The organism is Streptomyces sp. NPDC085866 (assembly GCF_044541035.1).
In the GTDB taxonomy this organism is placed as follows: Bacteria; Actinomycetota; Actinomycetes; order Streptomycetales; family Streptomycetaceae; genus Streptomyces.
The window spans coordinates 18,128-44,448 of record NZ_JBITSQ010000029.1 but is presented as its reverse complement, the minus strand read 5'-3'; the positions used below and the strand labels follow the sequence as shown (position 1 = coordinate 44,448).

Below are 26,321 nucleotides of genomic sequence, written 5' to 3'. Positions count from 1 at the left end.
AGAGCCCGCAGGGCCCGATCAGATCTCGGCGGACTCCCGTTCCTCGGCCACCCGCAGCACCTCGTCGATGCTCTCCAGGCTCAGCCGGTCCTCGGCGGCCGAGGCGGCGATGATCAGTTCTCCGCACAGCTCGATCTCGGCGAGGGCCACGTAGTCCTGAACTGCCGTACCGCCGACCGGAGCCACGTGCATCACCTCTTCTCAACCGTCACCGACTTCCTAGAGTAGGGAGCGGTCTACACACCGCGCATGGCACGGACGGGCTAGTCCGAGGGTGGCGGCCCGGACTAGTGCGCCGACCGGTTTCCGGCCGCGCTGTCGGCGATGCGGCCCGCGTAGATGTCCTTCGGGCTGGGCAGGCGCACGTCCACGGGGGCGCCGAAGTCGTACAGCAGGGTCGTCGAGGCGACCGCCACGGCGGTCTTCTCGCGGCCGTTGACGAAGCTGAAGTGCTGACGCAGCTTGCGGATGCGGCCCTCGTCGTCCAGGTAGGCGTCGAACGGAACCTCGGCCGTGGCGAACCCTTTTGCGGCCGCTGCCAGGGACGCCCGGTCGTCGGCCGAGGCGCGCCTCGACGCGTGGGACAGATCGGCCGTCCCGCGGTAGTGCCGCACCTGTGTGCCGCCGACCTCCGTGCGCCCCACGTACGTCGCCGTACGCGTCCCGCGCAGCACCTCCGCGGCGGCGTACGGGTCCGTCGCGCCGCCCGTGACGAGGTTGCCGTCGGACAGGCTCGCGGTCTCCACCCGTACCCACTTGTCGGCGGGCACCCCCGCACCCCGGTTCTTCATGAACAGGGCTCCGGGGGCGAGGAGTTCGGTGATGGGCCGGTGCTCGGAGGTGCCCGTGGGGTCCTCGGGCAGGATCACGGTCAGCTGTCCGAGCCGGCGCCGGTAGTCGTAGACGCCCTTGCCGCGGATGGTGACCCGGGTGCCGCCGGTCGCCATCTCCATGGACGTGGTGGCCTTGGAGCTGCCCGCGCCGCGCAGGGTGTCGGCCGCGTGCTGCAGGGTGGTCACGGGGTCGCCGCCCGCGCCGTTCACGCCCTCGGCCGCGGCCCCGCTGCTGGAACACCCCGTGGCACCCATGCCGAGCCCGACCATGATCCCCGCCGCGACGACCGTCCTGCCCGCGCGCCTCTGCTGCCGCCGATCCATCGCCTGCCTACCCCCAGCCGGTACGTCCGTCACGGGCCCCCTGTCGTTCCGGTTAACGACGAGTAGGGAGTGCCGTCACGCACTGCCTAAGGCTGGGAAAGGGCATACAAACGCTTTAACTGCAGTGTCGGTAACGTTGTCGGCGTGGCGCAGCAGGACGGCCCGGAGCGACTCCGGCAGGGGCAGGATCACCTCACGACGACGACCGAGCAGGGGCGCTTCTGTGTCGCCCGCTGCACCTGCGGCTGGCGCGGCCCGGCCCGCCGGGCGCGCAGCCAGGCCAGAACGGACGCGGAGGGCCACTCGGCGACCCTGTGAGGGCCCCCGGCCGCTACCTGTGCTCGAACTCCCGCACGAGGGTGTCCACGAGGTCGCGGTCGCGGGGCTGGGTCAGCCGGCCCCGGGCCGCGGCGGGGGAGAGCCACAGGATGCGGTCCACCTCGTTGTTCGGGGTGAACCGGCCGGAGACCGCCTCGGCCGCCCAGTAACGCACCTGCTTGGGGCGGCCGTTGGCCAGGTAGTGCAGGGCCGGCAGCTCGTTGCCGGGTTCGGCGGTGTAGCCCGTCTCCTCGGCGACCTCGCGCAGAGCACCCGCGAGCGGGTCCTCACCCCGCTTGAGCTTGCCCTTCGGGTGGGACCAGTCGTCGTACTTCGGCCGGTGGACCAGGCAGACCTCCAGCTCGCCGTCCACCGGCGAGCGGCGCCACAGCACGCAGCCCGCCGCCAGGACCAAGGTGTCGTTCACACCGCCTCCTCGGGAGGGGTCAGGGTGCGTTGACCGTCTGCTTCTGCCACGCCTGCTGAAAGGCGAACCGGGCCGCCTCCACCTCGTGCCGCTGGTCGGCGTGGAGCACGCCGAGCGCGTACGCCGTCGCCGGTGCGATGCGGGGCGTACGGGCCGCCTGCGCGGCCGCGGCCGCCGCCTCCGAGGCGTCCCGGTGCCGGTTCAGGGCCTGGCCCGCGGCCGGCAGGCGTACGTCCACCGGGGTGCTGCCTCCGCACAGCACCTCCAGGGCGTAGCGGTGCAGACGCAGCAGCAGGCGGACCTGGTGCCAGGGGCCGTCCTGGGGGTGCGGGGACGGGTCCGGGGACAGGCCGTGGACCAGGGCCTCCGCGTTGTAGGGGTGGCCGGCGGTGAGCAGGGGGAGGGCGGCGACGGCGTCCGTGAGGCGTTCCTCGGCGGCGCCCGCGAGGGGGCGCAGGTCGGTGGTGGGGGCAGCGGGGGTGAGGGGCACCTCGCTGGCGAGTACGGCGACCTTGTCGGCGACGGCGTGGAAGCGGCTCGACCCCAGGGCCTGGAGGGCCGTGGAGTGGGCGCGGGTCCGGGCCAGGGTCAGCTGGCGTTCCAGCAGGGCGCCTGCTTTGGCCGCGCCCACGGTGAGGTTGCCGCGCTCCGGGACGGCCGCAGGGCGGGCAGGGCCACCGGAGCCGGCAGGCACCCGTGCCGCCCCGGCGGCACGACTGCCCGCAGCCACGTCGACGGCGGCCACCGTCGGCACCGCCTGCGCGGGCAGCGCCGTGGAGCCCGACAACCGGTGCAGCGCCTGCAACAGCCGCTCCAGGCGGGACTCGTACGCGTGTTCAAGGCCCAACGTGCCGGAGAGCCAGGCCAGTTCCGGGCGCATCTCCTCCGACCAGCCCGTGTCGAGGAGGGGACGGAACGTGTGCAGGCTGCCGCTGATGCGGCGGGCCGAGCGGCGCAGCGCCCGGGCCGCGTCGACGGACTCCTCCGCGCCGTTCTCCGCCACGCCCGCATACGCTCGCGCGGGGGCACCCCCACCACCACCGCCGTTCTCCCGGTGCAGGCGCAGCGCGCGGAGGAACTCCGTGGCCTGGGCGCGCAGGTAGCCCGCCAGGGCGTCCCCCGTCACCTCCGTGGCCGTGGGGTCCGTGGGGTCAAGGTGTTGCTGTGCCACGCCGGCGCCTCCGGGCGTCTATGAGCATCTCCTGAACGTTGCGCAGGGGCTGTCCGTCCGCGTCGGTCGCGTGCCGGGTCCACTCGCCGTCGGGGCCGAGGTGCCAGGAGGCGGTGGTGTCGGACATGCCGGTGTCGAGCAGCCGGTTCAGGGCTGCCCGGTGGCCGGGGTCGGTGACCCGGACCAGGGCCTCTATCCGGCGGTCGAGGTTGCGGTGCATCATGTCGGCGCTGCCGATCCACACCTCGGGCTCGCCGCCGTTGCCGAAGGCGAACACCCGGGAGTGTTCGAGGAACCGGCCGAGGATCGAGCGGACCCGGACGTTCTCCGACAGGCCCGCGACGCCCGGGCGGACGGCACAGATGCCCCGCACCCAGATGTCGACCGGCACGCCCGCCTGGGACGCCCGGTAGCAGGCGTCGATGAGCGCCTCGTCGACTATCGAGTTGACCTTGATGCGGACGAAGGCCGGACGGCCCGCCCGGTGGTGCTGGATCTCCTTGTTGATCCGCGAGATCAGGCCGTCCCGCAGGGACTTGGGGGCGACCAGGAGACGGCGGTAGGTCTCGCGGCGGGAGTAGCCGGAGAGCCGGTTGAAGAGGTCGGACAGGTCGGCGCCGACCTGCGGGTCGGCGGTGAGCAGGCCGAGGTCCTCGTACAGGCGAGCCGTCTTCGGGTGGTAGTTGCCCGTGCCGACATGGCTGTAGCGCCGCAGCGTCTCGCCCTCCTGGCGGACCACCAGGGACAGCTTGCAGTGGGTCTTCAGGCCGACCAGGCCGTACACGACGTGGCAGCCGGCCTCCTCCAGCCGCTTCGCCCACTTGATGTTGGCGTGCTCGTCGAAACGGGCCTTGATCTCGACCAGGACCAGGACCTGCTTGCCGGCCTCGGCGGCGTCGATGAGCGCGTTGACTATGGGGGAGTCGCCGGAGGTCCGGTACAGGGTCTGCTTGATCGCGAGGACGTCCGGGTCCTCGGCCGCCTGCTCGACGAAGGCCTGCACGGACGTCGAGAAGGAGTCGTACGGGTGGTGCAGCAGGACGTCCCGGCTGCGCAGCGCCGCGAAGATGTCGGGCGCGGACGCCGACTCGACCTCGGCGAGGTCGCGGTGGGTGCCCGCGATGAACTTCGGGTACTTCAGCTCGGGACGGTCGATGCCGGCGATGCGGAAGAGACCGGTGAGGTCCAGGGGACCCGGCAGCGGGTACACCTCGGCCTCGCTGATCTTCAGCTCGCGCACCAGCAGGTCGAGCACCTCGCGGTCGATGGACTCCTCGACCTCCAGGCGCACCGGCGGCCCGAAGCGGCGCCGCATGAGCTCCTTCTCCAGGGCCTGGAGCAGGTTCTCGGCGTCGTCCTCCTCGACCTCCAGGTCCTCGTTCCTGGTCAGCCGGAAGGCGTGGTGCTCCACCACCTCCATGCCCGGGAACAGCTCCTCGAGGTGCGCGGCGATGACGTCCTCCAGCGGGACGTACCGGCCGGGCGCGGCCTCCAGGAAGCGGGACAGCAGCGGCGGCACCTTCACCCGGGCGAAGTGCTTGTGGCCGCTGACCGGGTTGCGTACGACGACGGCCAGGTTCAGGGAGAGGCCGGAGATGTACGGGAACGGGTGCGCGGGGTCCACGGCCAGCGGGGTGAGGACCGGGAAGATCTGGTGCCGGAAGAGCGTGAAGAGGCGCGCCTGCTCCTTCTCGGTCAGCTCGTTCCAGCGGACCAGGTGGATGCCCTCCTCCGCGAGCGCGGGGGCGACGTCCTCGTGGTAGCAGGCGGCGTGCCGGGCCATCAGTTCGCGGGAGCGGGCCCAGATCATCTCCAGGACCTCGCGCGGCTGCAGGCCGGAGGCCGAACGGGTCGCGACGCCCGTCGCGATCCGGCGCTTCAGACCGGCCACCCGGACCATGAAGAACTCGTCCAGGTTGCTGGCGAAGATCGCCAGGAAGTTGGCGCGCTCCAGCAGGGGCGTGTTCGGGTCCTCGGCCAGTTCCAGGACGCGCTCGTTGAACGCGAGCCAGCTGCGCTCCCGGTCGAGGAAACGCCCCTGCGGCAGCGGTGCCCCCTCACCCGGTGCCTCCTCGTACGCGTCGAGGTCCGCATCGATGTCGGGCTCGAGGTCGGATACGTTCGCCGCCACGGTGTGGGGCCGGTGCGCGGCGATGGAGCCCACGGAGGGCTGGACGTGCTGGACCTCTGCCTGGGTGTCTTGCTGACTCATGAACCCATTCTTCCGCGCCAAGGGCGAGACAGGCGCGTCGGAACGTGCGGGAGGGAGCTTCACGGTCCCGTTTCCCGCGAGCCCCTCGGGGGGCGGCGAAGGCTCTGGCACGGCGGGGTTCATTGGCTGAGCGTCGCAAGACCGTCTGAATCGATGGTTACGGAGACATGACGTGCGGGATATCGGGGGGCGGCCCGAAGGGGTTCGCGGTGCGCGCGTGACGATCCCGTGCGCCCGAAAGTGACGTTCCCGTACCCGCGAAGACGACGGTCCCGTACGTCACTCCCCCCGTGGAAGGGACGTACGGGACCGAAGGGGCGTACGGAGCCTCGGCTCGTCTCGGTGTCAGGCCGCCCGGCGGCGCAGTACCGCGTACGCGGCGACGGTGGTCAGCGCCGCCGCGGTCAGGACGATGCCGGTCTCCACCCACTGGAGTGCCCAGAAGTGGGACGCGGGGTGGTAGACGGCGAAATAGCCGTCGGCGTTCCGTCCCCAGTGCACGCGCCAGACGTCGTAGGCCAGGTCCGGCTCGCTGGGCGAGGTGCGGGTGACCGTCGGCCACAGGTCGGCGCGGTAGCGGGTGAGCAGGAAGTTGAGCAGCCACATCGCGGCGAAGGCGGCGCCGAGTGCGGCCAGGGTGCGGCGCAGCAGCAGCGCGGCGAGCGCGCCGACGGCGAGGGCGCACAGGCCGTACGCCACCGTGAGCGGCCCGCGGGCCACGATGATGTCGCTCTGGTACCACTGGGTGACGGGGATCAGGTCCTCGTTGGCCGACCAGCCCCAGCGGAACGCGAGGACCAGGGCCAGTCCCCCGGCGGCGACGGCCACGGCGGACAGGGCCAGCTTGGCGGTCAGCCAGCGCACCGGGGTGACGCCCTGCGTCCAGGCCAGCCGCGCGGTGCCGGACTCCAGTTCGCGGCCGACGAGCGCGCCGCCCGCGAAGGCGGCGACGGCGAGGAAGGTGTAGCAGATGAGGGTGCCGACCCAGCCGACCGTGTTGCCGTAGTCGAAGCTGTCGAAGGCGCCGATGCACACGTCCGCGTGGGCGCAGGCCCGTTGGGCCCTGCGGGTGGCGGGCGCGGTGAACTCGTTCAGGTACACCAGCCAGCCGATCAGGCCGGCGACGACGGCGGCCCAGACCAGCAGGGCGGTGCGGTGCAGCCGCAGCACGGTGCGGGGCAGGCCCTGGACGACGGCGCTCATGCGGTGGCTCCCGCGGTGAGCCGGAGCGTGCCGGTGAGGCGCCTGAGCACGAGGAACGCGGCCACCGTGAACAGTCCGGCCAGGGCCAGGACCAGGGCGCTGGTGGCCAGCTGGAGCGGCCAGTAGTGCGCGCTGGGGTGGTAGGTGTAGTAGAAGCCGACGCCACCCCGCTTCTCGAAGAGCCTCTGGCAGCCCTCCCACGTGTCCGCGTAGCAGCGGGGCTCGGGGATGTGGCCGCCGGTGCGCGTGACCAGGCCCTGGTCGACGCCCAGGCCGGCGGAGGAATCGCCGGAGGTGTGCCCGAAGCTCGTCACGTGGGTGGCAGTCGGCCACAGGTGCGGCATGAGCCACTGGGCGAGGCCCCACAGGCCCGCGGTGGCGACGGCGGCGGTGGCCAGCGCGGGCAGGGCGCGGCGCAGGGCCAGGCCCGCCAGGGCGCCCGCGGCCAGGGCGGCCAGGGCGAGGGCGACGGTGGTGGGGCCGTTGGTCTGGAAGGTCCACACGTCCCACTGGCTCTTGACGGTGTCGACGCGGCCGCGGGCGGCCACCCACGCCCGGTGGTGCAGGAACGCCAGCAGGCTCGTCCCCGCGGTGACCGCGGCGGCCGGCAGGGCCAGCCTGGTCGCCAGCCAGCGGGCCGGGGTGACGCCCTGTGCCCAGGCCAGCCGCGCGGTGCCGGACTCCAGCTCGCGGCCGATGAGGGCGGCGCCCGCCCAGGCGCCGACCAGGAGCGGCAGCGCGGCGAGGGGGAGCGTGAGGTAGTTGTACGCGTCCTTGTAGCGCAGGATCGCGTCCTGGTCGTAGGCGCACTTCTCGGACCAGTGGCAGGCCTTGTACTGCCGCCAGCCGTGTGCCGCCGTGTCGGTGAGCGGTCCCCCGAGCCACAGCAGCAGGGCGGCGCCGAGGACGACCAGGCCCGCCCAGACGAGCAGCTCCGGCCGGTGCAGGCGCAGGACCCAGCGGGTGAGGTGCGGGCGGCGGACGGCCGCCGGTGTCGTCACGGCGGTCACGCGGCACTCTCCTGGGTGACGGCCGGTGCGGCGCCGAGCGCGGGCGCCTCGGGGTTGCGCAGGTGGGCGAGGACGAGTTCCTCCAGCGAGGGCGCCGAGGCGCGCAGGTCATCGGGGAGCGGTCCGGCCGGGCGGACCAGCGCGGTCAGCTGGCGGCCGGTGACCCGGGACTCGACCACGGTGTGTGCGCTCAGGTCGGTGGACTCGGCTGCCCCGCTGACCCTCAGGTGGGCGGCGAGCAGGTCGTCGATCTCGCCGGCGAGACGGATCCGGCCGCCGCCGGCCAGCAGCAGGTGGTCGCAGGAGTCCTCCAGCTCGGCCACCACGTGCGAGGACATGACAATGGTGGTGCCGTACTGCGCGGCCTCGGCCATCAGGGTGCCCATCAGCTCGTGCCGGGCCAGCGGGTCGAGGTCGGCCATCGGCTCGTCCAGCAGCAGCAGTTCGGGCCGCTTGCCGAGCGCGAGGGCGAGGGCGACGCGGGTGCGCTGTCCCCCGGACAGGGACCGTATGCGGGACCTCGGGTCCAGGTCGCCGCCGGCCACGACCTGCTCTGCGGTGGCCGCGTCCCAGCGCTCGGGGTTGAGGTCGGCGCCCATCCGCAGCGTCTCGGCGACGGTCAGCTGCGGGTACAGCGGCTTGTCCTGGGCGACGAAGCCGACCCGGGCGCGGGCCTCGGCGGGTGTGCTGCCGAGCACGGTCAGTCGGCCCTCGGTGGGCGGGAGCAGCCCGGCGGCGAGCGCGAGCAGCGTCGACTTGCCGGCGCCGTTGGGCCCGACGAGGGCGCACACCCGCCCGGCGGGCAGCCGGAAGCCGAAGTCGCGCAGCGCCCAGCCTCCCCTGCGCCCGAAGCGCTTGCCGAGGCCGGTGGCCTCCAGAGCCGTGTCGCTCATGAACGTTCTCCCTGGAAGTGCTTGTCGAGTACGGCGGTGAAGAGGGCCGCCACGTCGTCCCGGTCCAGCCCCGCCGCCACGGCCCGCGCCGCCCACTCGTCCAGTTCCGCCCGCAGGGGGGAGTCGGCCGGGGTGGCGCCCAGGGACCGTCGGACGAAGGTGCCGAGCCCGCGCCGCGCCTCGACCAGGCCCTCCCGCTCCAGCTCGCGGTAGGCCTTGAGGACGGTGTTGGGGTTGATGGCGGTGGCCTCGACGACCTCGCGGGCCGTCGGCAACCGGTCGCCGGGTTGCAGCAGGCCCAGGCGGAGGGCCTGTTTGGTCTGCTGGACGATCTGGACGTAGGTGGCGACACCGCTGTGCCGGTCGATGCGGAATTCGACCACGCGCTGAACCACCCTTTCACTAATTGAGTAGTGAAAGGGTGGTGCAAGAGAGGGGCGACCGTCAAGGCGGCCGCCCCTCGTGTGGGGTTATGTCACGTTTCGGTGCGGTACATCAGGTCGGTCTCGTGGGTACCGAACCCCAGCCGCTCGTACACCGACACCGCCGCCTTGTTGTCCGCGTCGACGTACAGCATCGCCGTCGGCAGCCCCTGGGCGGCCAGGTGGCGCAGGCCGATCGTGGTCAGGGCCTTGCCGAGGCCGCCGCCCTGCTCGCCCGGGCGGACCCCGAGCACGTACACCTCGCCGAGCCCCTCCTCGGCGTGCACCTTGGTCCAGTGGAAGCCGACCAGCTCCCCGGCCCGCTCGGCGAGGAAGAACCCGGCCGGGTCGAACCACGGTTCGGCCTTGCGGTCGTCCAGGTCGCGCTGGGTCAGCGAGCCCTGCTCCGGGTGGTGCGCGAAGGCGGCCGCGTTGACGGCGAGCCAGGCCGCGTCGTCCTTGCCGGGCTCGAAGGCGCGCACGGTCACGCCCTGCGGCAGCACCGGCTCGGGCAGCTCCAGATCGGTCAACGACCGCCGCATCTGGCGCAGTTCACGGAACAGGGTCAGCCCCAGCACCTGGGCGAGGTGTCGGGCGGCGGAGTGCCCGCCGTGCGCCCACACCCGCAGCCGCTTGCCCGAGGCGGCGAGCAGCGCCGAGCCCAGCGCCCGTCCGTGCCCGTGCCCACGGTGCGCGGGGTGGACGACCAGCTCGGCGGCCGGCGCCTCCACCGGGTCGGTGTCCTCCAGCTGGGCGTAGCCGACGAGTTCGTCCCCGACGGCGAGCAGCAGATGCGATACACCGGGGCGGGCGCCCCCGCGCAGCTGCAACCGCCCCTGCTCGGACACCGGCTGCTGCCCGTCGACGCGGGCGGCCTCGGCGAGCAGCCCGAGCACGGCCTCGGCCCGGTCCGGGTCGAGTGCGGAGAAGGTCTCGATGGAGCGGGAGGGGAAGGGCCGTACGGCGTCGTCGCTGCTCATGCGTACGAGGGTACGGGGCGGGCGGGCCGAAGTGCCGACACCGCAGCACTTGAAGGAATCACCAAAGGGAAACCAGGAAGTAACGGTGAACCCCCTGTCGCGCTACGCGCGTTGACCCTAGGCTGCGCCGGAACGGCCACTCGCCACAGCCGACCCACAGGGGGGTCCCATGCCAGCCGCGCCCCGGCGCACCAGACGTCGTACCTACGCCTTCCTCGGCGCGACCGCGGCTCTCGCCACGGCCGCCGCCCTGGCCGCAGCGCTTCCCGCGCAGGCCCATGGGGGCGAGGGTCATCACCCGCTGCCGAGCCGCTATCAGGACGTCCAGCTCCTGTCCTTCAACGACCTGCACGGCAACCTCGAACCCCCGGCGGGTTCCTCCGGCCGGGTCACCGAACTCCAGCCGGACGGCACGACGAAGACGATCGACGCGGGGGGCGTCGAGTACCTCGCCACGCACCTGCGCAAGGCCCGTGAGGGGCACCCGTACTCCATCACGGCGGCCGGCGGCGACATGGTCGGCGCCTCCCCGCTGCTGTCCGGTCTCTTCCACGACGAGCCCACCATCGAGGCGCTCAACAAGCTGGACCTGGACGTCACCTCGGTCGGCAACCACGAGTTCGACGAGGGCGCGCGGGAACTGGCCCGCCTGCAGAACGGCGGCTGCCACCCCACGGACGGCTGCTACGACGGCAAGGAGTTCGAGGGCGCGGACTTCCCGTACCTGGCCGCGAACGTCCAGGACGAGAAGACCGGCAAGCCGATCCTGAAGCCGTACTGGGTCTGGAAGAAGCGGGACGTACGGATCGGCTTCATCGGCGTCACGCTCGAGGGCACCCCGGGCATCGTCTCCGCCGACGGAGTCAAGGGACTGGCCTTCAAGGACGAGGTCGAGACGATCAACAAGTACGCCAAGGTGCTGCAGCGCCAGGGCGTCCAGTCGATCGTGGCCCTGATCCACGAGGGCGGCTTCCCGGCCTCGGGCGCGTACAACTACAACTGTGACTCCCCGGGTGCGGGCTCCGGCATCTCGGGCCCGATCGTCGACATCGCGAAGAACGTGACCCCGGCGGTCGATGCCCTGGTCACCGGCCACACCCACCAGGCCTACGTCTGCACGATCCCCGACCCGTCGGGCAAGCCCCGCATGGTCACCTCGGCGGCCTCCTTCGGTCGTCTGTACACCGACACCACGCTGACGTACGACCGCTTCACCGGCGACATCGCGCGTACGGCCGTGAAGTCCGCGAACCGCGTGGTCACCCGGGACGTCCCGAAGGCCCCGGACATGACGGACCTGATCTCGCACTGGAACACCCTGGCGGCCCCCATCGGCAACCGCGCCATCGGCTACATCTCGGCCGACATCGACAACACCGGCACCGAGTCCCCGATGGGCGACCTGATCGCCGACGCGCAGCTCGCCCACGGCCGGGAGCTGGACCCGAAGACCAGCCTCGCCCTGATGAACCCGGGCGGCGTGCGCGCGGGTCTGACCTACCGGGCCAAGGGCGCCGAGGGCGACGGGGTCGTCACCTACGCCGAGGGCTTCACGGTCCAGCCCTTCGCCAACACCGTGAACCTCCAGGACTTCACCGGCGCCCAGCTGATCCAGGTGCTCAAGGAGCAGGTGAGCGGGACCAACGCGGCGGCCCCGAAGATCCTGCAGCCGTCGGAGGGTCTGACGTACACGCTGGACATGACGAAGACCGGCGCCGACCGCGTGGTCACCGACTCCGTCCGGCTGAACGGCGCTCCGATCGACCCGGCGGCCACCTACCGCGTCGCCACCAACAGCTTCCTGGCGGGCGGCGGCGACGGCTTCCCGACCCTCGGTCAGGGCACCCATGACCTGGTGGGTGGGGACGACCTGGCCGCGCTGGAGAAGTACCTGACGGCGCACTCGTCGGCCTCCTCGCCTCTCGCGCCCTCGGCGGCGGACCGGATCACCGTCGTGCAGTAAAACCTGTGCCGAATGGCGCTGCGGTTCCGAAATAGCCCTGAGAGTTTCTCTCAGGCCCCGAAGAAGCCGGCGCCCGCACCGAAGCGTCGGCCGGTCGGTGGCAAGGGCTGAGACAGCACGCCGCGAGGCGGGGTCACCCGGTGGTGCGTGGTCGCACCGGTGGCCCCGCCTCGGCCATGTCCACAGCTGTGGAAAGGAGTTGTCGATGGTGCGGGAAGCCCGTGAGGCCTTCCGCCGGTTCTGGCCGCTGACCCGCGGGGACCGCAGGTGGCCGGCGGCGATCGTGGCGTGCGTGGTGGTCGCCGCGGTCGCGGAGACCTCGGCGATCCTGCTGTTCGCCGAGTTGACCGACCACGCCCTGAAGTCCGGTTCGCCGGCCGCCTTCTGGGGACCGGCCGGCGCCTGGCTCGGGGTCGCCGCACTGGCCGCGCTGGTCGGTTATCTCGGCAACTCGCTGGCCACCTGGACCGCCGAGAGATTCGTGCTGCGGCTGCGGGCGGCCGTCTTCCGCCATGTGCAGGATCTGCCCCCGCATTTCTTCCAGAAGCACCGGCAGGGGGATCTGGTCGAGCGGCTCACCGGGGACGTCGAGTCCATCGAGCAACTGGTGGTGTCGGGTGTGGTGGGGGCCGTCTCCGCCGCCTTCTCCGCCGTCTTCTACGCGTGCGCCGCCTTCTGGCTGCGCTGGGACCTGGCGCTGGCCACCTTCGTCCTCGCGCCCCTGTTCCTGCTCGCCGCCCGCCGCTTCTCCGGCCGTATCCAGCAGGCGTCCCGGGACGAGCGGGTCGCCGACGGCGCGATCACCTCGGTGGTGCAGGAGTCGCTGGGAAACGTCGTGCTCACCCAGGCCCACAACCGGCAGCGGGACGAGGAGCGGCGGCTCGACCGCGAGGCCCGCTCCTGGATGCGGGCGAGCGTACGCGGGGCGCGGCTGAGCGAGATGTACGGGCAGGTCGTCGAGGTCCTAGAGACGGTGTGCGTGCTCGCCGTGATCGGGCTCGGGGCGTGGGAGATATCCGCCGGGCGGCTGAGCCTCGGCCGGCTGCTCGCCTTCGCCGCCTTCCTCGGGTACCTGTACCCGCCCGTCCGCAGCCTCGGACAGCTCGGGCTCACCGTCACCGCGGCCACCGCCGGCGCGCAGCGCATCGGGGAGATCCTGGAGGCCGAGCCCGCCGTCACCGACCCCGCCGAACCGGTGGCCGCGTGGCCGGTGCAGGGGTGGGTCGGCTTCCACGGGGTGTCCTTCCGCTACCCGGAGTCCCGCCGCGCCTGCCTGCGGGACGTGAGCCTCACCGCGGGACCGGGCGAGCTGGTCCTGGTCACCGGCGCGAGCGGAGCCGGCAAGTCCACCCTCGCCAAGCTCCTCACCCGCTTCTACGACCCCTCGCCAAGCTCCTCACCCGCTTCTACGACCCCTCGACCGGCGTGATCAGCCTGGACGGCGTCCCCCTCACCGACCTACCGCTGCACTTCCTGCGCGAGCAGGTCGCCCTGCTGCCGCAACAGACGCTGATCCTCAACGGCACCATCCGCGAGAACATCGGCTGCGGCAGCCCCGGGGCCACCGACACCGAGATCGAGCAGGCGGCCCGGGACGCGGCGGCCCACGATTTCGTCGCCGCCCTGCCCGAGGGCTACGACACGCACATCGCCCCGGGCACGGCAGCCCTCTCCGGCGGTCAGCTCTGGGGGTCCCCCAGGCCCTTAAGGCACTGGGGGAGCACCGCCATCGCCCGCGCGATGCTCCGCGCCGCCCCGGTCCTGGTCCTGGACGAGCCCACGGCGGGCCTGGACGCGGTGGCCGCCCGTCAGGTCGTACAGCCCCTGCGTCGCCTGATGGCCGGCCGTACGACCATCATGATCACCCACGATCTGAGCCTCGCCCCCGACGCCGACCGCATCCTGGTCGTCGACCACGGCCGCCTGGTGGAGGCGGGCACACACGAGGAACTGCGCGCCCGGGGCGGCGCGTACGCGCGACTGGCGTCACCGCTGCCGGAGGCGGCCGCGACACCGGCACCGGAGGAGACGATGATCCTGCGCTGGTAGGGCGGCGCGCCCGGGTGCGGCTAGGGCTCCCGCAGGGCCCGGGGAACCTGGGACTCCCAGCGCCAGTGCAGCAGCGCGGCGAGCACCGCGAACGTGCCCAGCGGAAGCCACAGGAACAGCACGAGCACGGGCGGGTGGTCCATGGTGAACAGGAGCGCCACCCACAGCAGGAAGCCGCAGACCAGGGCCACGACCCCGCCGGTGATCGCCCGTTCCCACGCCTTGTGGTGACCGGCCCGCCGCCGGATCAGCGCCTCCACCTGCGGCCGCCGTTCCCAATCGGCGCCGCGGTGCAGGGCGGCGGCCTCGCGCAGCGCGGCGACCTCGGAGCGTGGGTCGTCCAGCTGCCAGTCGTCCATGTGCGGCAGCACGAACCGGCGGCCTTCGGTGTCGTACAAGTACGTGAGCCACTTGCGCGCGTTCGTGGGAGCCTTCGGCAGTTGCTCGGCCCGGATGTCGTAGATCTCGTGCCAGGCCCGGCTGCGTTCGGTCAGTGCCCGCCGTGCGGTGATGCCGCGGGCCCCGACGAGTGTGCGGCCGCGTCGCATGTACAGCACCATCTGCGCGGCCAGCAGGAGGTAGCACGCGGCGACTGACGCCGGAACCCACTCGGGCATGGTGTGGTGCCGGTTCATCCGGAAGACGGCGTTCAGACCCAGCAGCCCCATGAAGAGGGCCATCAGAGGCGATGTCTTCTTCCGCATGCGGTATTCGCGCTCGATCCCGCCGCCGTACGTGTCCATGCCCCGCCCGCCGATCTCTCCTCGGACACCTGTGCGGAGGGATCGTAGAGCGGGACGTCGAGGACGGTGAAGGTCAGGGTCTGTTCCGGCGCTCAGACCATGCCCGAGCGGACGCCGAAGGCGCTGCGCGAGGCCATCGCCCAGCACGCGCCTGAGCTGCTCCCTGACTTCGACAGGCACTGGAAGAGGGCTGCCCACGATGCACTGCCTGCTCACGTTCTCGGAACCGAACCGCCTACGGAGCCTCCGGCGGAGCCGTGGGCGCCCCCGGCAGTCGTACCGTCGCCACCGTGCCGCCGCCGTCCGCCCGGGCGAGGGTGACCTCGCCGCCCGCCTGCTGGACCGTGCGGGCCACGATGGACAGACCAAGGCCCGAGCCCGGCAGGGCCCGCGCGCTGGGGGAGCGCCAGAACCGGTCGAAGACGTGCGGGAGTTCGTCGGCGGGGATGCCGGGGCCGTGATCGCGGACGGTCAGGACGCCGTCGGTCAGCTGGACGTCGATCGTGCCGCCGCCGGGGCTGAACTTCACCGCGTTGTCGAGGATGTTGACGATCGCCCGCTCCAGGGCGGAGGGCTCCGCGCGTACGAACCAGGGCTTCAGGTCCGCCGTGATCGTCAGCTCCGGTCCACGCAGCCGGGCCCGGTGCAGGGCGGCCTCGACCGTGTCCTGGAAGGCGACGACCTGGACGCGCTCGCCGCGCTGGCCCTCCGAGCGGGACAGCTCCTGAAGGTCGCCGATCAGGGCGGCCAGCTCCGTCATCTGCGCCTTCACCGAGGCGAGGAGCGCCTTGCGGTCCTCAGGCGGGATCGGGCGGCCCGTCTCCTCGCTGCGGGTGAGCAGTTCGATGTTGGTGCGCAGGGAGGTGAGGGGGGTGCGCAGTTCATGGCCGGCGTCCGCGATGAGCTGCTGCTGCAGGTCGCGGGAGCCGGCCAGGGCGGTGGTCATCGAGTTGAAGGAGCGGGAGAGCCGGGCGACCTCGTCCTCGCTGTCGTCCTCCACCGGGATGCGGACACTCAGGTCCTCGGTCCGTGCGACGTGCTCGACGGCCTCGGTGAGCTTGTCGACCGGCCGCAGTCCCGCGCGGGCCACCGCGAGGCCCGCCGCACCGGCCCCGACCACGCCGATACCGGAGACGACGAGGAGTATCAGAGCGAGGTCGTTCAGCGTCTTCTGGGTGTTCTTCAGCGGTATGGCGACCTGGAGAGCCGTGTCCGGATACAGCCTCGGCGGAGTGCCCAGACCTTCGGTGACGGTCAGGGGCTGGGTCAGCACGCGCACGGCGTTGCCCTCGGCGTCGGTGCCATTGCGCTTGAGGAACTTCATGTGCAGTACACCGTCGCGGGCGGCCGCGTCGGCGATGACGGCGATGTCGGAGTCGGTGGTCTTCACCCGGCCCGCGGAGTTCGCGAACACACAGGCGGTGCCGTCCCGCTTCATGAGCTGGTAGTAGCTGCTGTGGATGTGGAAGCCGCCGAGGTCGGACCCGCTCGGCTTCTGCGGGCACGACTCCAGCGTGGACATCGCGTCCCCCAGCCGCTGGGGCGAGGAGGCCTTCTGCAGGTCGTTGTCGACCTGGTCGTACAGCTTCCGCTCCACGATGAACCAGCACGTGACCGAGACCGCGGCCACCGCGAACGCCACCGCCGACGCCACCAGCATCGCCAGTCGCGCCCGGATCGGCAGGGCCCGGTACCTGCGGACCAGCTTGTTCACTCCGCGCCGCCCTGGCGAAGGACGTACCCCACGCCCCGGACCGTGTGCACGAGCCGCGGCTCGCCGCCGGCCTCCGTCTTGCGGCGCAGGTACATGACATAGACGTCCAGGGAGTTGGACGACGGCTCGAAGTCGAAGCCCCACACCGCCTTGAGGATCTGCTCGCGGGTGAGGACCTGGCGCGGGTGGGCCATGAACATCTCCAGCAGGGTGAACTCCGTGCGGGTCAGTTCGACCTGGCGGCCACCCCGGGTGACCTCGCGCGTCGCGAGGTCCATGCGCAGGTCGGCGAAGGTCAGCGCCTCGTCCTCCTGGGCCTCGGCGGACACGGCCGAGGCGTAGGTGCTGCGGCGGAGCAGGGCGCGGATGCGGGCGAAGAGTTCGTCCAGTTCGAAGGGCTTGACCAGGTAGTCGTCGGCCCCGGCGTCCAGGCCCGTCACCCGGTCGCCGACCGTGTCGCGGGCCGTGAGCATGAGGATCGGGGTCGTGTCGCCGGCGCCCCGGATGCGGCGGGCGGCGGTCAGGCCGTCCATGCGGGGCATCTGGATGTCCAGGACGACCAGGTCGGGCCGGTAGGCCTGGGCCTTGTCCAGCGCTTCCGCGCCGTCGACGGCGACCTGCGTGTCGTACCCCTCGAACGCGAGGCTGCGCTGGAGCGCCTCGCGGACGGCGGGCTCGTCGTCGACGATCAGGATGCGCTGGGGGTCACGGTCGCCTTCGGCGGGGCTCATGGCTCGCGTTCCTCGGGGTGCGGTGGGTCCTGGACGGGTGTCTCTCAGCCTCGCACGAGTCGAGGCCGCCGGGCACGTGTGCCGGGCTCAGACGCCCAGCGTGCTCAGCTCGCTGATCGCGGAGAGGCGGTGCAGTGGCACCTTGTGGCGGTGCGGACGGCCGGCGGAGGTGCGCAGGCCCATCAGCTGGGGGACGGGCGGCACCTCAGGGGCGCGCGGGGCCGGCGTGTGCAGTGCGTGCGCGACCGAGAGGGCCAGGGTGAGGTCGGCCGGTCCGGTGCCGGCGGCCTGGTGGGAAACCTGCTTGATCATGACGTACTCCCTCGTGTCCCGCGGGGGGCTCAGCTGGTGGAGCCCGCTCGCAGCTTGGCCAGGTCGGACTTGACGGTGTTGACGGGGATCGCGAAGCCCAGGCCGATGCTGCCCGCGTCCGACGAGGACGAGGACTGCGAACTCGACGAGTACATCGCGGAGTTGATGCCGATGATGTTGCCGTTCGCGTCGATCAGCGCACCGCCGGAGTTGCCGGGGTTCAGCGAGGCGTCCGTCTGGATCGCCTTGTAGGTGGTCGTGGACGAGCCGGTGTCGCCGTTGAACTGGCGGCCGCCGAACTGGAACGGCCACTGTCCGTCGCCGCCCTGGTTCTGCCCCTGGTTCTCGTCCGTGGAGACGGTCACGTCACGGTCGAGCGCGGAGACGATGCCGCTGGTGACGGTGCCGGTCAGGCCCTCGGGGGAGCCGATCGCCACGACCGCGTCGCCGACCTGGACGTTCGAGGAGTCGCCGAGCGAGGCGGCCTGCAGACCGGAGGCGCCCGTCAGCTTGATCAGCGCGAGGTCCTTGGAGCTGTCGGTGCCGACGATCTCGGCGGTGTAGCTCTTGCCGTCGCTGGTGCGCACCTTGACGGAGGTGGCGCCGGAGACGACGTGGTTGTTGGTGACGATCTCGCCGCCACTGGTGATGATGACGCCGGAGCCGGTGGACGAGCCGCTGCCGAGCGTCGCCCGGACCTCGACCACGCTCGGGCTGACCGCGGCGGCGATCGCGGCGACGTCGCCCTTCTTGCTGGAGGGGACCACCGTGGTGGTCGTACCGGTGGAGGTGACCGTGTCCTTGCCGGTCAGCTCCTGGAAGGCGTAGGCCGTGCCGCCGCCGACCGCGGCCGCGACGATCGCCACCGCCGCGAGCAGCCCCATCGGGCCGCGGGTGCGCCCCCGCCTCGGCGCGGGGGCGGGCTCGGGGGCCGGCATGGTGGCCGTCGGGGGCTCGTGCGGCGGCGGGGGCGGCCACTCGGGGTTCACGGGAGCGGAGTAGCTGTACTGCTGGTTGTATGCGCCCTGGCTCTCGGTCATGACATGAGGATGTCCCGCAACCATGAGAGCTTCCTGAGTGCTCCCTGAGAAGCCCGGCAGAACCTCGTTTGCCCGATGTAAAGAGGCTTCTCGTGCCTCGGTCCGGTTCTCAGGAGCCCTTCATGAAAGGGCTCGGCCGAGGGGCTCGGCCCTGTGCAGGGCTCAGACGCAGCCGCAGCTCGTGCGGACCACGAGCCGGGACGGGAAGGTCTTCAGCCGCTCGCGCCGCGAGCCCGCCACCCTGAGCCCGTCGTCCAGGACCAGGTCCACCGCGGCCCGGGCCATCGCCGAGCGGTCCGAGGCGATCGTCGTCAGCGGAGGGTCGGCGAGCGCCGCCTCCTTGATGTCGTCGAACCCGGCCACCGCCAGCTCCCCGGGCACGTCGATACGCAGCTCGCGCGCGGCCCGCAGCAGACCGATCGCCTGGTCGTCGGTGGAGCAGAAGACGGCAGGCGGCCGGTTCGGACCGGACAGGACGTCCAGGGCCACGCGGTAGGCGTCGTAGCGGTTGTACGGTGCCTCGAACAGGCGGCCCTCAGTGGAGATGCCCGCCTCGGCCATGGCCCGCTTCCAGCCCTCGACGTGGTCGGAGACCGGGTCGCCCACGGCCGGCGTCTCGGCCGTGCCGCCCATACAGGCCACGTACTCGTAGCCGTGCTCCAGCAGGTGGCGCACGGCGAGCTGGGCGCCGCCCAGGTCGTCGGTGACGACGGCGACGTCGTCGATGGCCTCCGGGCGCTCGTGCAGCAGCACCACCCGGGCGTCCCAGGCCTCGATCTCGGCGGCCGCGAGGTCGTTCAGCGCGTGGCTGACCAGGATCAGGCCCGACACCCGCATACCGAGGAACGCGCGCAGATAGTGCACCTCGCGTTCGCCGATGTAATCGGTGTTGCCGACGAGCACCATCTTTCCGCGCTCGGACGCGGCCTGCTCGACCGCGTGCGCCATCTCGCCGAAGAAGGGCTGGCGGGCGTCCGGGATGATCAGGCCTATGAGGTCGGTGCGCCGGGACGCCATCGCCTGGGCGACCCGGTCGGGCCGGTACCCCAGCTCCTTGATCGCCGCGAGGACACGCTCGCGCGTGGCCGGGGCGACCGGCCGGGGTCCGTTGTTGATGACATAACTGACGACGGCGGTGGAGGTCCCAGCCAGCCGTGCCACATCATCCCGAGTCACCTTGGCCACGCGCGGAGTCTACGCGGATGGACCCGTCCTGGGCAGGGCGTATCGCATGCCGACTGTGCGGTAGCAATGCCCTGCACAAGCGGTTCCCCCACCTCCGCTATGCGTCCGCGTGGACCTCGGAGCCGTCCAGGACGGCGGATGCGCCCGCATCTTCCGCCTTTGCCCGGTCCGCCTTGACCTTGGAGTCGTCGGCGGAACGGTCGCCTTTTTCGGGCGTAACGAATCGATAACCGACGTTCCGGACGGTCCCGATCAGCGACTCGTGCTCGGGGCCGAGCTTGGCCCGCAGCCGCCGTACGTGCACGTCGACGGTCCGGGTGCCACCGAAGTAGTCGTAGCCCCACACCTCCTGCAGCAGCTGGGCGCGGGTGAAGACCCGGCCCGGGTGCTGGGCGAGGTACTTGAGGAGTTCGAACTCCTTGAAGGTGAGGTCCAGGACCCGGCCCTTGAGCTTGGCCGAGTAGGTCGCCTCGTCCACGGACAGATCGCCGTTGCGGATCTCCATCGGGGAGTCGTCGTTGACGATCTGCTGCCGGCCCATCGCGAGCCGGAGCCGGGCCTCGACCTCGGCCGGGCCCGCGGTGTCGAGCAGGACGTCGTCGATGCCCCAGTCGGCGGTGACGGCGGCCAGGCCGCCCTCGGTGACGACGAGGAGAAGGGGGCAGCCGGGGCCGGTCGAGCGCAGCAGCTGACAGAGGCTGCGCACCTGCGGCAGGTCGCGGCGGCCGTCGATGAGGATGACGTCGGCGCCCGGGGTGTCGACCAGGGCGGGGCCTTCGGCCGGGGCGACCCGCACGTTGTGCAGGAGCAGACCGAGTGCGGGCAGCACCTCCGTCGACGGCTGGAGGGCGTTGGTCAGGAGCAGCAGAGAACTCATATGTCTGGTTCCTCCTCGGTCCCTGCGAGGACGTGTGCGGTGCGGCACTGCTCTGCGATCCCGAAGGCCCCGTACATCCACGGTCACCTGAGGTTTCCCGCTTCGTATACAACGCTTCCGAAAGCACAAAAGGACCCGGGGGCTACGCTGCCCGAGTCCTCTGCCCAGCAGAATAGCCCACATGAGCAACCGTCCGGCAGGTCATGCGGCACGTTCCACCGTTCGTCCGAATCCCGAGACGGTCAGACGGGGCCCTAACAGGACGTTTCTGCACACGGCCGACGGAGTTCCCGTCGATTCCGTATACAACCCGGCGGCAGTCGTATACGAAGCGGCGCCGGACACCTCACGTCCACCCTCCCGCGACCTGGTGTTCGTGATCGCCCACGGCTTCACCGGGGACGTGGACCGGCCGCATGTACGAAGGGTGGCGGGCGTCCTCGCCCGTTACGGCGCCGTCGTCACCTTCTCCTTCCGCGGGCACGGCGCTTCGGGCGGCCGGTCCACGGTCGGCGACAAGGAGGTGCTGGACCTGGCCGCCGCGGTGGAGTGGGCGCGCGGCTTCGGGCACGCGCGCGTGGTGACCGTCGGCTTCTCCATGGGCGGCTCGGTGGTGCTGCGGCACGCGGCCCTGTACCCGGGCACGGTCGACGCGGTGGTCTCGGTCAGCGCCCCCGCGCGCTGGTACTACCGGGGCACGGCCCCCATGCGCCGGCTGCACTGGCTGGTCACCCGCCCCGAGGGCCGCCTGGTCGGCCGCTACGGCCTGCGCACCCGTATCCACCACCGCGAGTGGAACCCGGTGCCGCTCTCCCCTGTGCAGGCGGTCCCGAGGATCGCCCCCACCCCGCTGCTCATCGTGCACGGCGACCGCGACGGCTACTTCCCCCTCGACCACCCGAGGATGCTCGCCGAGGCGGCCGGTGACCATGCCGAACTCTGGCTGGAGCCCGGCATGGGGCACGCCGAGCACGCGGCGGACGAGGCCCTGCTGGCCCGGATCGGCGACTGGGGCGTCGGGCACGCGCGTTCCGGCGTCGCCGGGGTGCCTTAGCCTGACACCGTCCGTCCCTAGTCTCTTGTCAGTTCGCCTGTCGTCGATTGAGGAACCAGATGCCCAAGGTCACGGTCCGCTACTGGGCCGCTGCCAAGGCCGCGGCCCAGGTCGCCGAGGAGCCGTACGACGCGGCCACCCTCGCCGACGCGCTCGCCGCGGTGCGTGAGCGACACCCCGGTGAACTCACGCGCGTCCTGCGGCGATGCTCCTTCATCGTCGACGGTCACCCCGTGGGGACCCGCGCGCATGAGACGGTACGGCTGGCCGAGGGCGGCACGGTCGAGGTGCTCCCGCCGTTCGCAGGAGGATGAGGCGTTGAGCGACCAGCCGTATCAGGGCGGGCCGTACGAGGGGTACGAGGGATACGACCCGTACGGACACCAGCAACAACAGCAACAACAGCAGCACCAGGCGGCGCCGCAGGCCTGGCCCGGGCAGCAGCCCCAGGCCGGGTACGACCAGTACGGCGGCGGGCAGGGCCAGTACGCCGATGCGTACCCGCAGCCGGGGTACGACCCGCAGCACACCCAGCAGTGGCAGGGCCAGACCTGGGAGACGCAGACGCACGGGCACGTGCACGTGGCGGAGACGGCGTACCTGCCGGCGCAGGAGCCGTTCGCCCCGCAGGCGCCGGCCCCCGAGCCGCAGCCGTACCAGCAGCCGCAGCCCGCGCCCCAGCAGTACCAAAAGCCGGAGCCCGCGCCTGCGCCCGAGTCCGAGGCGGATCCCGTCTACGGCCCCGCCACCCTCTCCGGCAACTCCCGCATCACCGACGCACAGCGGGCTCGCCTGGAAGGTCGCTCCCCGGTCATCGAGCCCGGCATGCAGCCTGCACTGCTCACCGCCGGGCTGGGACTGCTCCTCGCCGCGACGGCCCCCGTCGCCTCGTACGCCCTCGTCGTACCGCTGGTGCTGCTCCAGGCCGTGACGGCGGCGGGCTGGTTCCGGCTGAACGGCATGTGGCCCGCCCGCCAGGGCATCGCGCTGGCCTTCCTGGGCGCGCTCACCGCGGACGTGGCGGTCCTGGCCGCGGGCCGCGACCACGCGCCCGCCGCGATCCTCGGCCCCCTCGGCCTCTGGGTCCTGCTGTCCCTGGTCCTTCAGCTGCGCTCGCACGCCTCGCCGGACGAGCGGATGTACGGCCTGATGGCGACCGTCGCCTCCTCGTCCCTCGCGGTCCTGGCGACGGGTTACCTGGCCGCCGACCCGCACGCGGTCTCGGTGGGCGCGGCGGCCGTGGCCGTGGCGATCCTGGCCCGCGCGCTGCCGCTGCCGACCCCGGCGTCGGTCGTGGCCTCGGTCCTGGCCGCCGCCGGCGCGGGTATCGCGGTGGGCGGCATGACCGGCCTCGGCGCGAAGGGCTCCGCCCTGGGAGCGGCAGCAGCGGTCTGCGCCCTGATCGGCCACAGGGTCGCCAGCTACGACTACCCGTCCCGCTTCGTCCACTTCACGGCGGGCGTGGCGCTTCCCCTGGCGGCGGCGGCGCCGGTGGTGTGGGTACTGGGGCGCGCCCTGGGCTAGGCCGTTCGGGCCGGGCGCCGTCAAGGGGCACGGGGAACTGCGCGAACCCCCCCCCACGCACCCGCACCTGGGCGACGAGCTGTCACAAGTGATCCACAATCCGGGCCGGGCCAAGCCCCGCAGGGTTACCGTGGCGTAGCTGGACACCGTCGCCGACCCGGGGGAACCACCACATGCGCGCCCTGCGAATAATCCTGATCCTCGTCGTGATCCTGGGCGGGCTCTTCGTGATCGCCGACCGCGTCGCCGTGCACTTCGCCGAGGGCGAGGCCGCGGACAAGCTGAGGGCGACGGAGAACCTGGCGTCGACCCCGGACGTGAACATCAAGGGCTTCCCCTTCCTCACCCAGGTCGCCGGCGGCTCCCTGGACGACGTCGAGGTCGGCATCAAGGACTACCAGGCGGCCACCGGCACCAACGGCAGGACCATCCGCATCGACGACCTCGAGGCCGACATGAAGAGCGTCGACTTCTCCGGCGACTACAGCTCCGCCACGGCGGCCGAGGCGTCCGGAACCGCGACGATCGCCTACGACCAGCTGCTGAGCGCGGTCAAGGACGACCCGGTCGTCCTGCCTCTTGGCGCCACCGGCAAGGTGACCGGCCTCTCCTACGGGGGCAACGGCAAGGTCAGGGCCACGGTCGTGGTCGCCGGTGTGCCGCTCCCGGTTCTCGGCACGGTCACCGTCAAGGGCGACACCGTGAAGGTGCACGCCGATGGGCTGCCCAAGTTCGGCAACCAGGCGCTCGACGTCTCCGAGGTGAAGATCGACCAGCTCCCCGGCGGCATCAAGCTGGACAAGGTGCAGGCCGCCAAGGACGGCGTGGAGATCAGCGTGAAGGGTTCGAACGTGCGGCTGGCGGGGTAGCGGGGTAGTACGAGAGCCGACTGGACGGCGGGTGTCCGACAGGCGAGACGCCCCCGTCCGCACCGCAGATGAACTGACCGGCTCAAGCGCCCGGAGGCCGTCCCACGACGCCCGGGCGCTTTTCCTTTCCCATTATTCGGACGATCTCGTCTCAGAGTTCGACACGCCGGTGACACGCCCGCCCGTACGTCCCTACGATCGGGGCCATGAAGCGACAGGCGGATCTCACGAAGCGGCGGGCAGTCGACCTGTGCCGCGTTGCCGCCATGCTCTGTCGCCCCTTCTGAGCGAAAGTCCCCGGCTTCCGCATCCCACCCCCGCCCTGATGGAAGGGCACCCGTGCGCCTCCGGACGAACCGGAGCCGTACCCGTACGCATTTCGCACGCCTCGCCGTAACTGCCCCGGAGGAGAGAAGAGCATGAGCCGCAGCGACGTCCTCGTCGACGCCGACTGGGTCCAGGACAACCTGGACAACCCCGGCATCGCGATCGTGGAGGTGGACGAGGACACGTCCGCCTACGAGAAGAACCACATCAAGAACGCGATCCGCATCGACTGGACCAAGGACCTGCAGGACCCGGTCCGCCGCGACTTCATCGACCAGGAGGGCTTCGAGAAGCTCCTGTCGAAGAAGGGCATCGCCAACGACACCCTGGTGATCCTCTACGGCGGCAACAACAACTGGTTCGCGTCGTACGCCTACTGGTACTTCAAGCTCTACGGCCACGAGAACGTCAAGCTCCTCGACGGCGGCCGCAAGAAGTGGGAGCTGGACGCCCGCGAGCTGGTCGACGGCGGCGACGTGCCCGAGCGTGCCGCGACCGACTACAAGGCCAAGGCCCAGGACACCTCGATCCGCGCCTTCCGCGACGACGTCGTGGCGGCCATCGGCTCGCAGAACCTCGTCGACGTCCGCTCGCCCGACGAGTTCTCCGGCAAGCTGCTCGCCCCGGCGCACCTCCCGCAGGAGCAGTCGCAGCGTCCGGGCCACGTCCCGACCGCCCGCAACATCCCGTGGTCGAAGAACGCCAACGACGACGGCACCTTCAAGTCGGACGACGCGCTCAAGGAGCTCTACGCCGACGAGAAGGTGGACCTCGCCAAGGACACGATCGCCTACTGCCGCATCGGTGAGCGCTCGGCCCTGACCTGGTTCGTGCTGCACGAGCTGCTGGGCGTCCAGAACGTCAAGAACTACGACGGCTCCTGGACCGAGTACGGCTCCCTCGTCGGCGTGCCGATCGAGCTCGGCGCCAACAAGTAACCCATCCCGACCGACCTTCTGGTCAGACCCCTCTGGAGAAAGACATGTGTGGAGCGAAGGCCGGCGGCCCCGACGCCTCGACGATCAAGCCCGGTGAGACCACGATCCAGGGTCAGGTGACCCGCGACGGCGAGCCGGTGACCGGCTACGTCCGTCTGCTGGACTCGACCGGCGAGTTCACCGCGGAGGTCCCCACCTCCGCCACGGGACAGTTCCGTTTCTACGCGGCCGAGGGCACCTGGACCCTCCGCGCGCTCGTCCCCGGCGCCACCGCCGACCGCACGGTCGTGGCCCAGAAGGGCGGCCTCGCGGAGGTCGCGATCGCGGTCTGAGCAACCTCAGAGCCGGCCGAAGGGCCGCACCCCCCGGGTTGGACGCCTGGGGTGCGGCCCTTCGGCCTGCCCGGACCTACCCTGGAGTTGTGCTCGCTAGGCGACGTCATCTGTACCTCGCCATGATGGGGACCTGCATCGGTCTCTTCGTCCTGGCCTGGGCAGTCGTGCGCCTCTGGTCGATCCCCGTGGCGGTCGGCATGTGCGTGGTCGCCATGGTCATCCCGCCCGTGGCCGCGATGGTGGCCAACCGGCGCGGCCCCGAGGACCGCTGGTGGGACGACCCCTCTGGGGACCCGCAGTCCGACGAGTGGTGGGACGAGCTGGACGGGAAGAAGCGACCCAGGTCGTGAGACGGGCTGCTCAGTAGACGAGCGCCTGCGTCTCGTCCCCCAGCGCCTCCTGTACGAAGACCTGCGCGCCCGCGATCCGTACGCCCTCCAGGACGTCCTTCTCGGTGATCTCGCGCCGGGCGGCGCACTGCGTGCACAGCGTGATGCGGCCGGCCGCGAGGATCGAGTCGATCAGGTCGGGCAGCGGCGCGGCGTGCGGCAGCTCGAACTCGGCGGCCCGCCCCGGCAGTGCGAACCAGGACGACTCCCCGGTCAGCCACAGCGAGACCTCGACCCCACTGGCCACGGCCACCGCCGCCACCGTGAACGCCTGTGAGCAGCGCTCGGGTGCGTCGGCCCCGGCGGTCACCTTGATCACGAGCTTCTTCGCCATGGCCGAATCGTAATCCTTCCCCTTACAACTCCATGCACATGCCATGAGTCTTCTGTGCGCGCGGATGACGGAATCCACGCTTCCCGTGATCAGGGAGACGTCTTGGAAGTGACAGAAGAGAGACCCGACGCGCCGGATGGACCC

General features: G+C 71.6%; 28 protein-coding genes and 1 pseudogene. 11 read left to right on the top strand and 18 right to left on the bottom strand.

Annotated features, from left to right (window positions below; translation table 11 throughout):
- Positions 1–18: 18 nt before the first annotated feature.
- The gene (locus ACIF83_RS43730) at positions 19–192 is read right to left on the bottom strand and encodes a hypothetical protein (protein ID WP_398141397.1); all 174 of its coding nucleotides are present in this window, start codon (positions 190–192) and stop codon (positions 19–21) included.
- 95 nt (positions 193–287) lie between these two features.
- Positions 288–1,157: a hypothetical protein gene (locus ACIF83_RS43725; protein WP_399735977.1), complete on the bottom strand. Its 870-nt coding sequence runs from the start codon at positions 1,155–1,157 to the stop codon at positions 288–290.
- Positions 1,158–1,301: 144 nt separating this feature from the next.
- Between ACIF83_RS43725 and ACIF83_RS43720 the strand changes: the two genes are divergently transcribed.
- Positions 1,302–1,475 (top strand): hypothetical protein, encoded by a 174-nt coding sequence (locus ACIF83_RS43720; protein ID WP_398141395.1) that lies wholly within the window; start codon positions 1,302–1,304, stop codon positions 1,473–1,475.
- A 13-nt stretch (positions 1,476–1,488) separates the two neighbouring features.
- Here the strand turns inward: ACIF83_RS43720 and ACIF83_RS43715 are convergent, their stop codons facing one another.
- The 8 genes from ACIF83_RS43715 to mshD all read right to left on the bottom strand — a co-directional run bounded on the left by ACIF83_RS43715 (position 1,489) and on the right by mshD (position 9,793).
- A complete protein-coding gene (locus tag ACIF83_RS43715) occupies positions 1,489–1,902 on the bottom strand; it encodes an NUDIX hydrolase (RefSeq protein WP_393484607.1) in 414 nt (137 codons plus the stop codon).
- Between the two features lie 19 nt (positions 1,903–1,921).
- Positions 1,922–3,073, bottom strand: coding sequence for a CHAD domain-containing protein (locus ACIF83_RS43710; RefSeq protein ID WP_398141394.1), 1,152 nt, complete (start codon positions 3,071–3,073; stop codon positions 1,922–1,924).
- Positions 3,054–5,285, bottom strand: a complete 2,232-nt coding sequence (locus tag ACIF83_RS43705) for an RNA degradosome polyphosphate kinase (protein ID WP_393484609.1) — start codon at positions 5,283–5,285, stop codon at positions 3,054–3,056. The genes ACIF83_RS43710 and ACIF83_RS43705 overlap by 20 nt, the downstream gene beginning before the upstream one ends.
- Before the next feature lie 345 nt (positions 5,286–5,630).
- Entirely contained in the window at positions 5,631–6,488 is an 858-nt protein-coding gene (locus ACIF83_RS43700; RefSeq protein ID WP_393484610.1) for a hypothetical protein, read from the bottom strand.
- Entirely contained in the window at positions 6,485–7,498 is a 1,014-nt protein-coding gene (locus tag ACIF83_RS43695) for an ABC transporter permease (RefSeq protein WP_399735971.1), read from the bottom strand. The genes ACIF83_RS43700 and ACIF83_RS43695 overlap by 4 nt, the downstream gene beginning before the upstream one ends.
- A complete protein-coding gene (locus tag ACIF83_RS43690) occupies positions 7,495–8,391 on the bottom strand; it encodes an ABC transporter ATP-binding protein (RefSeq protein WP_393484612.1) in 897 nt (298 codons plus the stop codon). Before ACIF83_RS43690 ends, ACIF83_RS43695 begins: the two co-directional genes overlap by 4 nt.
- Positions 8,388–8,774 (bottom strand): GntR family transcriptional regulator, encoded by a 387-nt coding sequence (locus ACIF83_RS43685; protein WP_393484613.1) that lies wholly within the window; start codon positions 8,772–8,774, stop codon positions 8,388–8,390. The genes ACIF83_RS43690 and ACIF83_RS43685 overlap by 4 nt, the downstream gene beginning before the upstream one ends.
- A 92-nt stretch (positions 8,775–8,866) precedes the next feature.
- Positions 8,867–9,793, bottom strand: coding sequence for a mycothiol synthase (gene mshD, locus ACIF83_RS43680; protein ID WP_393484614.1), 927 nt, complete (start codon positions 9,791–9,793; stop codon positions 8,867–8,869).
- Between the two features lie 169 nt (positions 9,794–9,962).
- Between mshD and ACIF83_RS43675 the strand changes: the two genes are divergently transcribed.
- On the top strand, positions 9,963–11,756 hold the full coding sequence (locus ACIF83_RS43675) for a bifunctional metallophosphatase/5'-nucleotidase (protein WP_399735966.1): 1,794 nt from the start codon (positions 9,963–9,965) through the stop codon (positions 11,754–11,756).
- Positions 11,757–11,961: 205 nt separating this feature from the next.
- Positions 11,962–13,805: pseudogene (locus tag ACIF83_RS43670) on the top strand (ABC transporter ATP-binding protein).
- Between the two features lie 20 nt (positions 13,806–13,825).
- Here the strand turns inward: ACIF83_RS43670 and ACIF83_RS43665 are convergent.
- The 7 genes from ACIF83_RS43665 to ACIF83_RS43635 form a co-directional block, all read right to left on the bottom strand.
- Entirely contained in the window at positions 13,826–14,548 is a 723-nt protein-coding gene (locus ACIF83_RS43665; RefSeq protein ID WP_399735963.1) for a hypothetical protein, read from the bottom strand.
- A gap of 235 nt (positions 14,549–14,783) precedes the next feature.
- On the bottom strand, positions 14,784–16,262 hold the full coding sequence (locus ACIF83_RS43660) for a sensor histidine kinase (protein WP_399735960.1): 1,479 nt from the start codon (positions 16,260–16,262) through the stop codon (positions 14,784–14,786).
- Positions 16,259–16,993, bottom strand: a complete 735-nt coding sequence (locus ACIF83_RS43655) for a response regulator transcription factor (protein ID WP_393484619.1) — start codon at positions 16,991–16,993, stop codon at positions 16,259–16,261. Before ACIF83_RS43655 ends, ACIF83_RS43660 begins: the two co-directional genes overlap by 4 nt.
- 87 nt (positions 16,994–17,080) lie before the next feature.
- The gene (locus tag ACIF83_RS43650; RefSeq protein WP_393484620.1) at positions 17,081–17,305 is read right to left on the bottom strand and encodes a hypothetical protein; all 225 of its coding nucleotides are present in this window, start codon (positions 17,303–17,305) and stop codon (positions 17,081–17,083) included.
- A gap of 29 nt (positions 17,306–17,334) precedes the next feature.
- Positions 17,335–18,345, bottom strand: a complete 1,011-nt coding sequence (locus tag ACIF83_RS43645) for a S1C family serine protease (RefSeq protein WP_399735956.1) — start codon at positions 18,343–18,345, stop codon at positions 17,335–17,337.
- 162 nt (positions 18,346–18,507) lie between these two features.
- On the bottom strand, positions 18,508–19,530 hold the full coding sequence (locus tag ACIF83_RS43640; protein WP_393484622.1) for a LacI family DNA-binding transcriptional regulator: 1,023 nt from the start codon (positions 19,528–19,530) through the stop codon (positions 18,508–18,510).
- 97 nt (positions 19,531–19,627) lie between these two features.
- Positions 19,628–20,407 carry a winged-helix domain-containing protein gene (locus ACIF83_RS43635; protein WP_393484623.1) on the bottom strand — a complete coding sequence of 260 codons (780 nt, stop codon included), beginning with the start codon at positions 20,405–20,407 and terminating at the stop codon, positions 19,628–19,630.
- A gap of 181 nt (positions 20,408–20,588) precedes the next feature.
- On the opposite strand from ACIF83_RS43635, the gene ACIF83_RS43630 reads away from it, so the two are divergent.
- From ACIF83_RS43630 to ACIF83_RS43595, 8 genes are all read left to right on the top strand, one after another.
- Positions 20,589–21,461, top strand: coding sequence for an alpha/beta hydrolase (locus ACIF83_RS43630; RefSeq protein WP_399735951.1), 873 nt, complete (start codon positions 20,589–20,591; stop codon positions 21,459–21,461).
- A gap of 59 nt (positions 21,462–21,520) precedes the next feature.
- On the top strand, positions 21,521–21,775 hold the full coding sequence (locus ACIF83_RS43625; protein WP_381776423.1) for a MoaD/ThiS family protein: 255 nt from the start codon (positions 21,521–21,523) through the stop codon (positions 21,773–21,775).
- Positions 21,776–21,779: 4 nt separating this feature from the next.
- Positions 21,780–22,985 (top strand): hypothetical protein, encoded by a 1,206-nt coding sequence (locus tag ACIF83_RS43620; protein WP_399735948.1) that lies wholly within the window; start codon positions 21,780–21,782, stop codon positions 22,983–22,985.
- 173 nt (positions 22,986–23,158) lie between these two features.
- The gene (locus ACIF83_RS43615; RefSeq protein WP_398141374.1) at positions 23,159–23,854 is read left to right on the top strand and encodes a DUF2993 domain-containing protein; all 696 of its coding nucleotides are present in this window, start codon (positions 23,159–23,161) and stop codon (positions 23,852–23,854) included.
- A 206-nt stretch (positions 23,855–24,060) separates the two neighbouring features.
- Positions 24,061–24,141 (top strand): Ms5788A family Cys-rich leader peptide, encoded by an 81-nt coding sequence (locus ACIF83_RS43610; RefSeq protein ID WP_350751515.1) that lies wholly within the window; start codon positions 24,061–24,063, stop codon positions 24,139–24,141.
- Positions 24,142–24,273: 132 nt separating this feature from the next.
- Entirely contained in the window at positions 24,274–25,119 is an 846-nt protein-coding gene (locus ACIF83_RS43605) for a sulfurtransferase (protein ID WP_393484627.1), read from the top strand.
- Positions 25,120–25,163: 44 nt separating this feature from the next.
- Positions 25,164–25,451: a DUF1416 domain-containing protein gene (locus ACIF83_RS43600; protein ID WP_145875861.1), complete on the top strand. Its 288-nt coding sequence runs from the start codon at positions 25,164–25,166 to the stop codon at positions 25,449–25,451.
- A gap of 89 nt (positions 25,452–25,540) precedes the next feature.
- Positions 25,541–25,804 carry a DUF3099 domain-containing protein gene (locus tag ACIF83_RS43595; protein WP_399735944.1) on the top strand — a complete coding sequence of 88 codons (264 nt, stop codon included), beginning with the start codon at positions 25,541–25,543 and terminating at the stop codon, positions 25,802–25,804.
- Positions 25,805–25,814: 10 nt separating this feature from the next.
- Here the strand turns inward: ACIF83_RS43595 and ACIF83_RS43590 are convergent, their stop codons facing one another.
- A complete protein-coding gene (locus tag ACIF83_RS43590) occupies positions 25,815–26,177 on the bottom strand; it encodes a DsrE family protein (RefSeq protein WP_094217032.1) in 363 nt (120 codons plus the stop codon).
- Between the last annotated feature and the right edge of the window lie 144 nt (positions 26,178–26,321).